The sequence below is a fragment of the Kitasatospora sp. NPDC098652 genome (genome assembly GCF_044760155.1).
Taxonomy (GTDB): Bacteria; Actinomycetota; Actinomycetes; order Streptomycetales; family Streptomycetaceae; genus Kitasatospora.
The window spans coordinates 1-15817 of record NZ_JBIWAQ010000048.1 but is presented as its reverse complement, the minus strand read 5'-3'; the positions used below and the strand labels follow the sequence as shown (position 1 = coordinate 15817).

Sequence of the window (15817 nt, the reverse complement as noted above, 5' to 3'; positions counted from 1 at the left end):
GATGACGGCGTGGGGGTGGATGCCGTGGTGTTGCCAGGTGCGGGCGAGGCTGACCATGAGGGCGAAGAGGGCGGGTTGGATGACGTCGACGCGGTCGAGGTCGGGGGCGCCGGGTTCGGCTCGGAGGACGTCGAGGAGTGACCAGCCGGTGTGGGGTCGGAGGGCTTGGTCGCAGGCGTGGAGGTGTTCGGCGAACACGGGTGAGGTGTCCAGCAGGGCGAGTCCCATGCCGGGCCATTGGGATCCTTGGCCGGGGAAGACGAAGACGGTTTTGCCGGGTGTGCTGGTGCCCTGGACGAGGTGGGGGTGGGGTTGGTCGGCGGCCAATGCCGTGAGTGCGTCGAGGAGTTCGTCACGTGTGGTGCCGTAGGCGGCGGCGCGGTGGGTGAAGGGGGTGCGGGTGTTGAGGGTGTGGGCGATGTCGTGGGGGGTGAGGTGGGGGTGGTGGTGGAGGTGTTGGGTGAGGCGGCGGGCGTGGTCGCGTAGTGCGGTGGGTGTTTTGGCGGACAGCCGCCAGGTGACGGGGGTATCGGGCTGGGTCTCGGCCGGTGCCGGTGTCGCGTCGGCGGTGGGGGCTTGTTCGAGGATGACGTGGGCGTTGGTGCCGCTGATGCCGAAGGAGGAGACGGCGGCGCGGCGCGGTCGACCTTCGGTGGGCCAGTCGCGGCTTTCGGTGAGGAGTTCGACGTTGCCGGCGTCCCAGTCGATGTGGGGGGAGGGTGCGTCGACGTGGAGGGTGCGGGGCATGACGCCGTGTCGCATGGCCTGCACCATTTTGATGATGCCGGCGACGCCGGCGGCGGCCTGGGTGTGGCCGATGTTGGACTTGATGGAGCCGAGCCAGAGCGGGTGTTCGCGGTCCTGGCCGTAGGTGGCGAGCAGGGCCTGGGCCTCGATGGGGTCGCCGAGTTTGGTTCCGGTGCCGTGGGCTTCCACGATGTCGACGTCGGCGGTGGTGAGTCCGGCGTTGGCCAGGGCCTGGCGGATCACCCGCTGCTGCGCGGGGCCGTTGGGCGCCGACAGCTGACTGCTGGTCCCGTCCTGGTTGACGGCGCTGCCGCGCAGCACCGCGAGGATCTGGTGGCCGTTGCGCCGGGCGTCGGAGAGCCGTTCGACCAGCAGCAGGCCGACGCCCTCGCTCCACACCACGCCGTCGGCGGCGGCCGCGAAGGACTTGGAGCGCCCGTCGGGAGCCAGGCCGCGCTGCCGGCTGAAGCCGGTGAACGCGACCGGGGTGGCCATCACCGTGACCCCGCCGGCGAGGGCGAGGTCGCACTCGCCGTTGCGCAGCGACTGCGCGGCCAGGTGCAGGGCGACCAGCGACGAGGAGCACGCCGTGTCCAGCGTGACGGCGGGGCCCTCCAGGCCGAAGGTGTAGGACAGCCGCCCGGAGGCGACGCTGCCCGCGCTGCCCGTGACCACCTGACCCTCCAGTCCCTCCGGCATCCGTCGCAGGCGCGACGCGTAGTCGCCGTACATGACGCCGGTGAAGACGCCGGTGCGGCTGCCGCGCAGGGCCTCGGGGTCGAGGCCGCCGTGCTCGAAGGCCTCCCAGCCGGTCTCTAGCAGCAGCCGCTGCTGCGGGTCCATCGCCAGCGCCTCGCGCGGGCTGATGCCGAAGAACGCGGGGTCGAAGTCGGCGGCGTCGTCCAGGAATCCGCCTTCCCGCACGTACGACTTGCCGGGTGCGTCGGGGTCCGGGTCGTACAGGCCCTCGACGTCCCAGCCGCGGTCGCGCGGGAAGGGGCCGATGGCGTCGCCGCCGGAGGCGATGAGGCGCCACAGGTCCTCGGGCGAGCGCACGCCGCCGGGGTAGCGGCAGGCCATCCCGACGATCGCGATCGGTTCGGCTGCGGCCTCGGTGTGCTGCTGGAGCTGCCGTCGAAGGCGCTTGTTCTCCAGCAGTGACGTGCGCAGCGCTTCGACGACCTTCTCGGTAGGCATGTTCATCGTCGGCTCCGTCGGTTCTGGGGTGGTCACGAGTCGGTGTCGGTGAGGGCGATGCGGATGAGGTCCTCGACGTCGGCGTCGAGGAGGTCCTGTTCCTCGTCGTCCTCCTGCGCGGTCCGTCCGGGGCCGTCGGCGCCGTCGGCCAGGCCGAGGACGGCGTCCAGCAGCCCCGCTCGGCGCAGGCGCTCCGGCGTGACCGACGCGATGAGCTTGCGGAGTGCCGCGTCGGTCGTCTCGGTCACGTCGGTCACGTCGGCCGGGCCGGCGGGGACCAGCAGTTCACGCAGACGGGCGGCGAGCCGGCGCGGCGTCGGGTAGTCGAACAGGGTGGTGGCCGGCAGCCGCCGGCCGACGGCGTCGCTCAGCCGGTTGCGGAGCTCGATGGCGGTGAGCGAGTCGAAGCCGAGTTCCAGGAAGCCGCGGTTGAGCTCCACGGCGGCGACTCCGGTGTGCCCCAGGGTGACCGAGATCTCCTGACGGAGGAACTCCAGCAGCAGGTCGGTCTGTTCGGTCTCGGCGCGGCCCGCCAGGCGCTGGGCGAGCGACGGTCCGGCCTCGGCGTCCCGGCGAGTGCGCGGGGGGCCGGCCAGCGTGCGCAGGATCGGGGGCAGGGTGCCGGCCTCGGCCTGGGCGCGCAGGGTCGGCGGGTCGATCCGGAGCAGGAGGGTGGTGGCACGGCCGTCGTGCAGGGCGGAGTCGAACAGGGCAAGGCCCTGTGCGGCGTCGAGGGGCAGCATGCCGCCACGGCCGATGCGGGCCCGGTCGGCCGTGCCGAGGCCGCCGGCCATCGTCCCGTCGGTCGCCCACATCCCCCAGGCGAGGGAGGAGGCCGGGAGGCCGCGGGAATGCCGCTGTTCGGCCAGCGCGTCCAGGAAGGCGTTGGCCGCCGCGTAGTTGCCCTGGCCGGCGCCGCCGAGCACTCCGGAGGCGGAGGAGAACAGCACGAAGTGCGTGAGGTCCAGGCCTTCGGTGAGCTGGTGGAGGTGCCAGGCCGCGTCGGCCTTGGGCCGGAGGACGGTGGCGATCCGGTCGGCGGTGAGGCCGGGGAGCGTCGAGTCGTCCAGGACGCCCGCGGCGTGGATCACCGCGGTGAGCGGGTTCGTGACGGGCACTGCGGCGAGCAGGTCCGCCAGCGCGTCCCGGTCGCCGACGTCGCACGCCGCCACGGTGGCCTGGGCGCCGAGCCCGGTCAGTTCGGCGAGCAGTTCCTCCGCTCCCGCCGCGGCGCGGCCGCTGCGACTGGTGAGCAGCAGGTGCCGGACGCCGTGGGCGGTGACCAGGTGCCGGGCGATCAGCGCGCCGAGTGCCCCGGTGCCGCCGGTGACGAGGACCGTACCGTCGGGGGCGAACGGCGCGGTGCCGTCGCCCACCGCGCCGGACCGGTCGGTCCGGTGGGCGGCCCCGGCGTCCTCGGTGCCGGCCCGGGCCAGGCGGGCGGCGTAGGCCGTCCCGTCCCGCAGCGCGAGCCACGGTTCGCCGGTGAGCAGCGCGGCGCGCACGGCCCGGGCGGAGGCGTCGGTGCCGTCGGTGTCGAGCAGGACGATCCGGTCGGGATTCTCACTCTGTGCGGCGCGGACCAGGCCGCCGACGGCCGCGCCCGCGAGGTCGGCGACGCGGTCGCCGGCGACGGCGGACACCGTCGAGCGGGTGAGGACGCCGAGCCGGGAGTCGGCGAACCGGTCCTCGGCGAGGAAGGCCTGGAGGACGCCGAGCACGTGCCCGGTCGCCCGGCGCGCGGCCTCGGCCGCGTCGGTGCCTGCCGGGTCGGTGCCTGCCGGGTCGGTGCCTGCCGGGTCCGGGCCTTCGGCGGGGACCCGGGTGCAGTCGAGGAGCAGCAGGGCCGGCGCGGCGGCGGTGTCCGGGGCGGCCCCGTTCACCGGCCGGTCCACCACGGCCTCCAGCAGGGCGCCCACCGGGGCGACCGGGGTGCCCGCGTCGTCCGACGGCGCGGGCAGTGCGACCTCGGTCCATGCGAGGCCGAACCGCGCCCTGGACCCCTCGCTCCCCGCCGCGCCGAACTGTCCGGGCGCCAGGTTCCGGACCGACAGCGACTCGATCGAGGCGACCTCGGCGCCCCGGTCGTCGGTCAGCCGCAGCGCGAACCCGGTGCCCGCCCGGGTCAGCCGTACCCGGAGGGTGCTCGTGGCGTCCCCGGACACGCTGACGCCGGCCCAGGAGAACGGCACCGGCACGCCCTCGGCGCGGTCGACGTCGGTGTGGACGTACGCGAGCGTGTGCAGGGCCGCGTCCAGCAGCGCGGGGTGGATCCGGAAGCCGGACGAGGGTGACCCGGTCAGCCGGACCTCGGCCAGTACCTCGTCGCCGTGGCGCCACACCGTGCGCAGGCCGCGGAAGGCGGGACCGTAACCGAGGCCCAGGCCCGCCAGCAGTTCGTAGATCTCGCCGACGTCGGCGGGGTGCGCGCCGGGCGGGGGCCAGGCACCGTCCGGGGTCGGGGCCGAGGGGGCGGAGTCCGCGGGGACGGCCGGGACAGGGGCGAGGATGCCCTGGCCGTGGCGCGTCCATCCCTCCTCGGCCGAACCTGTCGGCCGGGAGCGGATGACGACGCTCCGTCGGCCGTCGGCGTCGGGCGCACCGGTGACCACCTGGAGGTGGACGGCCCCGGTCTCGGGCAGGACCAGCGGGGCGGACAGGTCGAGCTCGTCGACCCGGCCGCAACCGGCCCGCCCGCCCGCGTACAGGGCCGGTTCGACCAGCGCGGTGGCGGGGACGACCAGGCTGCCGTGGACGGTGTGGTCGGCCAGCCAGGGCTGGGCCTGTGCCGAGATCCGTCCGGTGAACAGGAAGCCTCCGTCGGGCAGTTCGGTCCCGGCACCGAGGAAGGGGTGGGTCGTCCGGTCCAGGCCGAGCCCCGCCGGGTCGCCGGAGTCGGCGGGCCGGCTGAGCCAGAACCGCTCGCGTTGGAACGGGTAGGTGGGCAGGCCGTCGGCCGGCCGGGCACCGGGCAGCAGGGCCGCCAGGTCCACCGGCACGCCGTGCAGCCGCGCCTGGGCCAGCGCGGTGGCCACCGACTCCGGTTCGGGCCGGTCCTTGCGCAGCAGTGCGCCGACCAGCGGCCGGGGGTCCAGCTCGGGCAGGCAGTCCGGGGTGATCGAGGCCAGCGCGTCCGAGCCCAGTTCCAGGTAGGCGCGCACCCCGGCGGCGTGCAGGGTCGCGATGCCGTCCGAGAACAGCACCGGCCGCAGCACCTGGTCGACCCAGTAGTCGGGCGACGTCATGGTGCCGGGCTCCACCACGGCGCCGGTGACGGTCGACACCACGGGGACGGTCGGCTCGGCGTAGCGCAGCCGCTCGGCGGTCTCCCGGAGGGCGGCCGTCATCGGCTCCATCAGCGGCGAGTGGAAGGCGTGGCTGACCAGCAGACGCTTGGTCCGGCTGCCACGCCGGACCCACTCGTCGACGACCGCCATGACGGCGACCTCGTCGCCCGAGACCACCGTGCCGGCCGGGCCGTTGACGGCGGCGATGCCGACCGTGTCCTCCCGGCCGGCCAGCGAGGCGCGCACCTCGTCGGCGCCGGCGCCGATCGCCACCATGGCGCCGCGGCCGGCGACCTCGTGCATCAGCCGGCCGCGCACGGCGACCAGGGTGCAGGCGTCGGCCAAGGACAGGACGCCCGCGACGTGCGCGGCGGCGAACTCGCCGACCGAGTGCCCCATCAGGTAGTCGGGGGCGACGCCCCAGCTCCGCAGCAGCCGGTAGAGGGCGACCTCCAGGGCGAACAGCGAGGGCTGGGTGTAGCGGGTCTCGTGCAGCAGATCCTCCTCGGCGCTCCCGGCGGGCGCGAACATCAGCTCGCGCAACGGGCGGTCGAGCAGTCCGTCGAAGTGCGCGCACACCTCGTCCAGCGCACGCCGGAACTCCGGGTGGGCCGCGTACAGGCCGCTGCCCATCCGGGCCCGCTGGGAGCCCTGGCCGGAGAACAGGAACGCGGTCGCGCCGCGCTCCCCCGCACCGCCCCGGACGACGTGCGGCGCGGTGCCGCCAGCGGCGAGGGCGTCCAGCCCGGAGAGCAGGTCCTCGCGGGTCCGGCCGACCACCGCGGCCGCCCGCTCGAACACCGACCGGGAGCCGAGCGCGCGGGCGAGGTCGGCGGGACCGTGCTCGGGGTGCTCCCGAACGAAGTCGCGTACCCGGGCGGCGTGTTCGGCGAGGGCCGGGTCCGTCCTGGCCGACAGCAGCCAGGGCACCACCGGGGCGGGAACGGCGGGCTCGACGGCAGCGGTCGAAGCCGTCGAAGCCGCGGAGGCCGTCGAAGCCGTCGAGGCCGTGGAAGCCGTCGAGGCCGTGGAAGCCGTGGAAGCCGTGGAAGCCGTCGAAGCGGGCGAACCGTCGGGAGCGGTGGCCGTCCCGGGCAGGTCCTCGGCGGCGGGCGCCTCCAGGACGACGTGCGCGTTGGTGCCGCTGATGCCGAAGGCGGACACCCCCGCGCGGCGCGGGCGGCCGTGGTCCGGCCAGGCCCGTTCCTCCCGCAGGACGGCGACACCACCCGACGCCCAGTCCACGTGCGGCGACGGTGTGTCGGCGTGCAGGCTGCGCGGCAGTCGGCCGTGCTGGATCGCCTGCACCGTCTTGATGACGCCGGCGACCCCGGCGGCCGCCTGGGCGTGCCCGATGTTGGACTTGACCGAGCCGATCCAGAGCGGCCTGTCGGCCGCCCGGTCCTGCCCGTAGACCGCCATCAGCGCCTGGGCCTCGATCGGGTCGCCCAGCGGCGTCCCGGTGCCGTGCGCCTCGACCGCGTCCACGTCGGCGGGTACGAGGCCCGCGTCGGCCAGGGCCTGGCGGATGACCCGCTGCTGGGACGGGCCGTTGGGCGCGGTGAGCCCGTTGGAGGCGCCGTCCTGGTTGACCGCCGTCCCCCGGACCACGGCGAGCACCTGGTGCCCGTTGCGGCGGGCGTCCGACAGCCGCTCGACCAGCAGCAGCCCCACGCCCTCCGCCCAGGCGACCCCGTCGGCGCCGGCGCCGAACGGCTTGCACCGGCCGTCCGGGGCGAGCCCGCGCTGCCGGCTGAACTCGACGAAGGGGGCCGGCGTCGCCATCACGGTCACGCCGCCGGCGAGCGCCAGGTCGCACTCGCCGTCGCGCAGGGCGCGGACGGCGAGGTGCAGGCTCACCAGGGAGGACGAGCACGCGGTGTCCACGGTGATCGCCGGGCCCTCGAAGCCGAAGGTGTAGGAGACGCGGCCCGACGCGATGCTGCCCGCGCTGCCCGTGCCGAGGTATCCCTCGTACTCGTCGACCCGGCTGTTCACCAGGCGCGCGCCGTAGTCGCTGTACATGACGCCGGTGAAGACCCCGGTCCGGCTGCCGCGGAGGTCCGCCGGGTCGATGCCGGCACGTTCCAGCACCTCCCAGCCGGTCTCGAGCAGCAGCCGCTGCTGCGGGTCGGCGGCCATCGCGTCGCGCGGGCTCATCCCGAAGAAGTGCGGGTCGAACCGGTCCGCGTCGTGCAGGAAGCCGCCCTCGCGGGTGTAGGACTTGCCGTGCCGTTCGGGCGCCGGGTCGTAGAGCTCCTCGACGTTCCAGTCGCGGTCGGCGGGGAACGGGCCGATCGCGTCGACCCCGTCGCGGACCAGCCGCCACAGGTCCTCCGGGGACCGGACCTCACCGGGGAACCGGCAGGCCATCCCGATGATCACGATCGGGTCGTCCGCCGCCGCCGTCGGCCGGATCGGCTCCGCGGGCTTCGCCCGCTCGGGCGCCGTCCGGTCCCGGTCGGGCAGTTCGGCCCCGAGATGGGCGGCCAGCGCGGCCGGGTTGGGGTAGTCGAAGACGAGCGTCGCGGGCAGCCGCAGGCCCGTCGCGGCGGAGAGCCGGTTGCGCAGGTCGATGCCGGTCAGCGAGTCGAAGCCCAGCTCGTTGAACTCGCGGTCGGCGGGGACGCGGTCGGTGCCCTCGTGCCCGAGGACCGCCGCGACCTGGTCGCGCACCGCCGCCAGCAGCACCTGGTGCCGCCGCGGCCCGTCGAGGCCCTGGAGCCGCCGCAGCAGCGGGGTCCGCTCGGTCCGGCGGTGCGCGGACGAGCCCGCCAGCGTCGACAGCACCGGCGGGACCGCCGCCGGGTCCGCCGCGCGCAGGGCGGCGCGGTCGAGGCGCAGCGCGAGCGGCACCGGGTGGTCGGCGGCGAGGGCGGCGTCGAACAGGCCGAGGCCGGCCTCGGCGGACAGCGGGACCAGCGCGGCCTGGCGGACCCGCCGTTCGTCGGCCGCCATCCCGCCGGCCAGCGTCCACGGCCCCCAGACCAGGCTGGTGGCCGGGAGCCCCAGGGCGCGGCGACGGTGCGCGAGGGCGTCGAGGTAGGCGTTGGCGGCCGCGTAGTTGGCCTGTCCGGGCGTGCCGAGCGTGCCCGCGACGGAGGAGAACAGGACGAAGGCCGCGAGCCCGGAGCCGGCGGTCAGCTCGTGCAGGTGCCGGGCGGCGTCGGCCTTCGGCCGGAACACCGTGTCGATCCGGTCGGGGTCCAGGTTGTCCAGCGCGGCGTCGTCCAGGACACCGGCGGTGTGCACGACGGCCGTGAGCGGGTGCTCGTCGGAGATGCCCGCGAGCAGCGCGGCGAGCGCCTCGCGGTCGGCGGCGTCGCAGGCGGCGACGGTCACCTCGGCGCCGTACCCGGCCAGTTCGGACCGCAGTTCCGTCGCGCCCGGCGCGTCGGCGCCCCGGCGGCCGGTCAGCAGCAGGTGCCGGACGCCGTGCCGGGTGACGAGGTGGCGGGCGACGAGTGCGCCCAGGGCGCCCGTGCCGCCGGTGACCAGGACCGTTCCGTCCGGGTCGAGCGGGGAGCCGGCGGGGGCGGTCAGCGGCGCGGGGGCCACCCGCGGGGCCAGGAAGCCGCCGCGGCGCAGGGCCAGTTGGGGTTCGTCCAGGGCGAGGGCATCGGCGAGGGTCCGGGCGAGGCGGTCGTCGGCGGCGGCCTCGGAGCCGTCGTCGGGACCGCCGTCGGGACCGCCGTCGGGGCTGCCGTCGGGACCGTCGTCGGGACCGCCTTCGAGGTCGAGCAGGACGAACCGCCCGGGGTGCTCGGCCTGCGCGCTGCGGACCAGGCCCCAGACGGCGGCGCCCGCCAGGTCGATGCCGGTCAGGTACGTGCCCGCCGGGTCGGTGCCCGCCGGGTCGGCGGCCTCGGGACCGGGGCCGGTGACGACGGCGCCCCGGGTCACGACCACCAGACGGGACCGCGCCGGGTGGTCCCCGACCGCCCACCGCTGGATCGTGTCGAGCACCCGGGCCACGGCCGCGCGAACCTCCTCGGGCCCGGCGTCGCCGGACGCCTCCACCCGCAGCAGGACCGCGTCGGGTGTGTCGGGTGCGTCGGGCGCGTCGGCCGACTTCGGACGGGCCGCCACCGGGCTCCAGTCCAGCCGGTACGCCTCGTGCCGCCGTGCGCCGACCTCGCCGAGGGCCACCGCCCGGACCTGGAGGGCCTCCACCGCCGCCACCGGGGTCCCGTCGGCGTCGGTGACGGCCAGGGCCAGGGTGTCGGGCCCGGTTCGGGTCAGCCGGCTGCGGATCGTCGTGGCGCTCCAGGTGTACGGGTCGACACCGCGCCAGGAGAAGGGCAGCAGGACCTCCCCGCCGGTGTTCAGCGAGGGGTGGTCGGTCGCCAGCGCGTGCAGCGAGGCGTCGAGCACCGCCGGGTGCAGGCCGTCCGTGCCGCCGCCGGCCTCGGGGGCGTCGGCCTCGGTGTAGACGGCGGTGTCGTCCCGCCAGGCCGACCGCAGCCCCTGGAAGGCGGGTCCGTAGCCGACCCCGGCGTCGGCGAGCGTCTCGTACAGCCCGTCGAGGTCGATCGGCTCGGCGCCCGGCGGCGGCCAGGCAGTGGGGAAGTCCTCGAACGGCTCGGCGGGGCGGCCGCCCAGGGCCCCGGACGCGTGCCTGGTCCAGGGCCGTTCGTCTGCCTCGTCGCGGTGCCCGTGGGCGCGCGAGCTGACCGTGAGGGTGTGCAGGCCGCGCGCGTCCGGTGCGGACACCAGGACCTGGAGGTCCACGGCCCCGCTCTCGGGCAGCAGGAGCGCCGCCTCGACGGTGAGTTCGTCGATCCGGGCGTTCCCGGTGACCCTCGCCGCGTGTACCGCGAGGTCGAGGAAGACCGTGCCGGGCACGATCGCGGCGCCGTTCACGGTGTGCTCGGTGAGCCACGGGTGGGTGCTCCGCGACACCCGGCCGCTCAGCAGCCACCCGCCGCCGTCGGCCAGCGACGTCGCCGCCGCCAGCAGCCCGTGCGCGCCGGCCCCGGTGCCCGGGGCGGCGGGGGAGAGTTCGGCCGAGAGCCAGAACCGCCGCCCCTGGAACGGGTAGTTGGGCAGCTGCACCGGCTGCGGGGAGAACCGGGCGAAGAACGCCCGCCAGTCCACCGCGGCCCCGTGGAGCGCGGCCTCCGCCACGGCCGCGACCAGGGTCGACGGCTCCGGGCGGTCCCGGCGCAGCGCCGCGATGCGGTGGCTGCGGCGGTGGCCGGCGCCCGCGGGCCGGCCCGCGTCGACGCCCTCGTCCGTGGCCGCGGCGGTCTCGTCGGCGGTTTCCCCGGCGGTGCCTTCCGGTCCGTCCGGCACCAGCGCGGTCAGCGCCGCATCGGGGCCGACCTCGAAGAACACCGTGGTGCCCAGCTCGCGCAGCGCCTCCGTGCCGTCGTGGAACCGGACCGCCTCCCGCACCTGGCGCGTCCAGTAGGCCGGATCGGCCAGTTGCGCCCCGCTGGCGGGCCGCCCGGTGAGTCCGGAGACGACCGGCACCTGCGGCGGGTGGAATTCGAGGCGCCCGACGACCTCGGCGAACTCGTCCAGGATGCCGTCCATGTGCGGGGAGTGGAACGCGTGACTGACCCGCAGCGGGGTCGTCCTGCGGCCGCGCTCCGACCAGTGGGCCGCCACCCGGGCCACGGCCTCCGCGTCGCCGGAGACGACGGTCGACCGGGCGGTGTTGACGGCCGCGATCGAGACGGCCCCCGGGCCGGGGGCTTCCGCCAGCGACCGGGCGACCTCCTCCTCGCCCGCCCGGATCGCGACCATCGCGCCGCGCGCGGTCACCGACTGCATCAGCCGTGAGCGTTCGGCGACCAGCGTGCAGGCGTCGGCGAGGCCGAGGACCCCGGTCACGTGTGCGGCGGCGATCTCGCCGACCGAGTGCCCGAGCACGGCGTCGGGCCGCAGCCCCCACGACCCGAGCAGGCGGAACAGCGCCACCTCCAGGGCGAAGACGGCCGGCTGCCCGTAACCGGTCCGGTCGAGCAGCGCCGCCTCCGCCGTGCCCGCCTCGGCGAACATCACCGAGCGCAGCGGCACGTCCAGAAGGGCGTCCAGGTGTGCGCAGACGCGGTCGAGTTCGGCGGCGAAGACCGGGAACTGCTGGTACAGCTCCCGGCCCATTCCGGGCCGCTGGGCGCCCTGGCCGGAGAACAGGAACGCCGTCCGGCCCGCCCCGGTCCGGCCCGCCCCGGGGCGTACCCCGTCGGCCGTCCGGTCACCGTCGGCGACGGCCGCCAGGGCGGCGCGGAGCTCCTCGCGGGTGCGGCCGGTCACGGCGGCGCGGTGTTCGTGCAGTGGCCGGGCCGCCAGCGTGGCGCCGACGTCGGCGAGGGACAGGCCGTCGTGCCCGTCGAGGTGGGCGGCGAGCTGTCGTGCGTGTGCGGTCAGCGCGGCTTCGGTCCTGGCCGACAGCAGCCAGGGGACCACGGGGGGCTCCGCGACCTCCGCGACCTCCGCGACCTCCGCGAGCTCGGCGATCTCGGCGACCTCGGCGATGGCGTCGACGGGAGCGGGAGCGGGGTCCGGGACGGCCGCGGCCGCCGGGTCCCACTCCAGGATGACGTGCGCGTTGGTGCCGCTGATGCCGAACGCCGACACACCGGCGCGGCGCGGTCCCGAGGCGTCCGACCAGGGCCGGTCGGCGGTGAGGACCCGGACGCCGCCGGACTCCCAGTCGACGTGTGGCGTCGGCTCGTCCACGTTCAGGGTGCGGGGCAGGACGCCGTGCCGCATCGCGTGCACCGTCTTGATGATGCCGGCCATGCCGGCGGCGGCCTGGGTGTGGCCGATGTTGGACTTGACCGAGCCGATCCAGAGCGGCTGCCCGTCGGGCCGGTCCTGCCCGTAGGTGGCCAGCAGGGCCTGGGCCTCGATCGGGTCGCCGAGCGTGGTCCCGGTGCCGTGCGCCTCGACCGCGTCGATGTCGGCGGCGGTCAGTCCGGCGTTGGCGAGGGCCTGGCGGATCACCCGCTGCTGGGAGGGGCCGTTGGGTGCGGTGAGGCCGTTGCTGGTGCCGTCCGAGTTGACGGCGCTGCCGCGCACCACCGCGAGCACCTGGTGCCCGTTGCGGCGGGCGTCCGAGAGCCGCTCCAGCAGCAGTACGCCGACGCCCTCGCCCCAGGCGGTGCCGTCGGCGGCGGCGCCGAACGGCTTGCACCGGCCGTCGGGGGCCAGACCACGCTGGCGGCTGAACTCGACGAACAGCGTCGGCGTCGCCATGATCGCGGCGCCGCCCGCCAGCGCGAGTCCGCATTCGCCGTTGCGCAACGACTGGGCGGCCAGGTGCAGGGCGACCAGCGACGAGGAGCAGGCCGTGTCCACGGTCATCGCCGGCCCTTCGAGGCCGAAGGTGTAGGCGATCCGGCCGGAGGCGACGCTCGTCGTCGAACCGGTGATCCGGTAGCCCTCGGCGTCGGTGCCGGTGGGACGGGCGCCGACCCCGTACTCCTGCGCCGCCGTCCCGATGAACACCCCGGTGGCGCTGCCGCGCAGCGACGCCGGGTCGATGGCGGCGTTCTCCAGGACCTCCCAGGTGGACGTGAGCAGCAGCCGCTGCTGCGGGTCCATCGCCAGCGCCTCGCGGGGGCTCACCCCGAAGAACTCCGCGTCGAACTCGTCGGCGTCGTGCAGGAACCCGCCGTGCCGGGCGTAGGTCTTGCCCTGCCGGTCCGGGTCCGGGTCGTACAGCTCCTCGGCGTCCCAGCCGCGGTTGGTGGGGAACCCGCCGATCGCGTCGACGCCGTCGGCCACCAGCCGCCACAGGGCGTCCGGGGTCCGGACGCCGCCGGGGAAGCGGCACGCCATGCCGACGATCGCGATCCGGTCGTCCTCCGCTCCGCCCGCCGTCGCGGACGCGGCGCCCCGGTTCGCCGCCGCCGCGACCGGCGGCTCGGCGTCCAGCAGTTCGCTGCCCAGCCGGTCGGCGAGCGCGGCCACGGTCGGATGGTCGAAGACCAGCGTGGCCGGCAGCCGGAGCCCGGTCGCGGTGTTCATCCGGTTGCGGAACTCGACGGCGGTGAGTGAGTCGAAGCCCATGTCCTTGAAGCTTCGCGTCGCGTCCACACCGCCCGTTCCGCCCGGTCCGCCGTGCCCGAGCACCGCCGCGACCTGAGCGCCGATCAGGTCGGTGAGCGCCTCCAGCCGCTCGGCACCGCCCAGCGGGCGCAGCCGCCCGGCCAGGCCCCCGGCAGCGGCCGGCTCCGCGGCGGCCGCGGCGGCCCGACGCAGGGAGGGCCTGGCCAGGGTGCGCAGGATCGGCGCGACCGAGTCGTCCTCCGCGTCGATCGTGGTGGGCCGGATCCGGGCGAGCAGCAGCGGGGTGTGGTCCGGCACCGCGAGGGCCGCGTCGAACAGCGCCATCCCCTGCTCGGTGCCGATCGCCGCCGCGTTGCGGGTCAGCCGTGCGACGCCGGCGGTGTCCAGACCGGCTGTCATGGAGCTGGTCTCCGCCCACAGGCCCCACGCCAGCGAGTCCGCGGGCAACCCGCGGGAGCGGCGGTGGGCGGCCAGCGCGTCCACGAAGGTGTTGGCGGCCGCGTAGGTGGACTGCCCCGGGTTGCCGATGATGCCCGCGGCGGAGGAGAACAGCACGAACGACCGCAGGTCGAGGTGCTCGGTCAGTGTGTGCAGGTGCCAGGCCGCGTCCGCCTTCGGCCGCAGGACGGCGTCCGCCTGCTCGCCGGTGAGCGCGCCGAGCACGCCGTCCTCCAGGACCCCGGCGGTGTGCACGACGGCGGTGAGCGGATGTGCCTCGGGGACGCCCGCGAGCAGTTCCGCGAGCGCGGCGCGGTCGGCGGTGTCGCAGGCGGCGATGGTGACGTCGGCGCCGGCGGCCACCAGCTCGTCCCCCAACTCCGGTGCGCCCGGGGCGGCGAGGCCGCTGCGGCTGGTCAGCAGCAGGTGCCGGACCCCGTGTGCGGTCACCAGGTGCCGGGCGAGGTGCGCGCCGATCGTGCCGGTGCCGCCGGTGATCAGGACGGTGCCGTCCGGGTCGAAGGCGAACCCGGGGGCCTCCTCCTCGGGCCGGACGGCGACCAGGCGCGGGCGCAGGCAGGCGCCGTCCCGCAGCGCGACCTGGATCTCGCCGGACGCGACCGCCGTGCGCAGCTCCGCCGGCGAGGTGCCCGTGCCGTCCAGGTCGATCAGCATGAACCGGCCCGGCTCCTCCCACCAGGCGGCGCGGAGCAGACCCCACACCGTCGAGCCCGGAAGGTCCTCGATCGGGTCGCCGGGGCGGACGGCCACCGCGCCGCGGGTCAGCACGACCAGGGTGGACGCGGCGAGCCGCTCCTCGGCGAGCCACGCCTGGACCAGGCCGAGGACGTGCCGGGCGGTGTCGTGCGCGAGCGCGGCCGGATCGGCGCCGGTCGGCGGCGTGGGGCAGGGCAGCAGGACGACGTCCGGTGCGGGTGCGCCGGCGTCCATCGCCCCGACCAGGTCGTCCAGCGTCGCGTGCTCCGTGAGCCCGTCGAGCGGCGCGTCCAGGACCCCGTCGAGCGGCACGTCCGGACCGGCTGCGCCGCGTCCGAGCACCGCCCAGTTCCCGGCCCCGGGGGCCGGGGCGGCGGCGTCGGCAGGCTCCGCGCGGACCCAGTCCATCCGGAAGATCGAGTTGTGCAGCGGGTGCGGGCCCGCGAGCCGTCCCGGGTCGAGCTCCCGCAGCCGCAGCGACGGGATCGTGATGAGCGGCCGCCCGGAACCGTCGGCGATGTCGAGCACGGCCGTGGTGTCGTCGACCAGCGTCGTCCGCACCCGCAGCGCGGTCGCCCCGGTCGCGTGCAGGGTGACCCCGGACCAGGAGAACGGCAGCCGGACGGGGGTCGCGGCGCCGTCCGCGCCGGTGCCGAGCGCCACCGTGTGCAGCGCGGCGTCGAGCAGCGCCGGGTGGACGGCGAAACCGGCCGGATCGGCGTCCTCGGACAGCCGGATGTCGGCGTAGAACACGTCGCCGTCCCGCCAGGCCGCCCGCAGCCCGCGGAAGGTCGGGCCGTACAGGTAGCCGAGGCCGGCGAGCCGCCCGTAGAAGTCGTCCAGCGGAACGGGCACGGCCCCGGCCGGCGGCCACGCCTCGTCGACCACCGGTGGCTCGGACCGGACGCCCTCCGCGAGGGTGCCGACGGCGTGGCGCGTCCACGGCTGGTCCGGGTCGCCGGCCGGACGCGAGTGGACGGTGACGGTGTGGCGGCCGTCCCCCTCGGGTGCGGTGGCGACATGGAGACGGACCGGGGAGCCGTCGGGCAGGGTGAGCGGGCTCTCGAGGGTGAGCTCCTCGACGTGGGCACGGCCGAGCGTCCCGGCGGCGTGCAGCGCCATGTCGAGGAACGCGGTGCCGGGGAGCAGGACGGTGTCCTGGACGGCGTGGTCGGCCAGCCAGGGCAGCGTCGTGGTGGAGACCTGGCCGGTGAGGATCAGCCCGCGGCCCTCGGGCTGTTCGAGGCTGCCGCTGACCAGCGGGTGGCCGGTTGTGGTCTGCCCGGATCCGACCGACGTGGTGTTCGGCATGACCCAGTAGGTGTGGTGTTGGAAGGGGTAGGTGGGGAGGGGGGTGTGGTGGGTGGGGGTGGTGGTTGGTGTGGGTGTGGGTGGGGTGGTGGGGGTGT

General features: G+C 76.0%; 1 protein-coding gene and 1 pseudogene. Both read right to left on the bottom strand.

The annotated features are described in order from the left end of the window. Positions 1 to 1929 (bottom strand): annotated as a pseudogene (locus tag ACIQWA_RS40540) (type I polyketide synthase); the annotation flags it as partial. Between the two features lie 47 nt (positions 1930 to 1976). Further along, entirely contained in the window at positions 1977 to 15719 is a 13743-nt protein-coding gene (locus ACIQWA_RS40535; protein WP_402492114.1) for an SDR family NAD(P)-dependent oxidoreductase, read from the bottom strand. Positions 15720 to 15817: the final 98 nt, after the last annotated feature.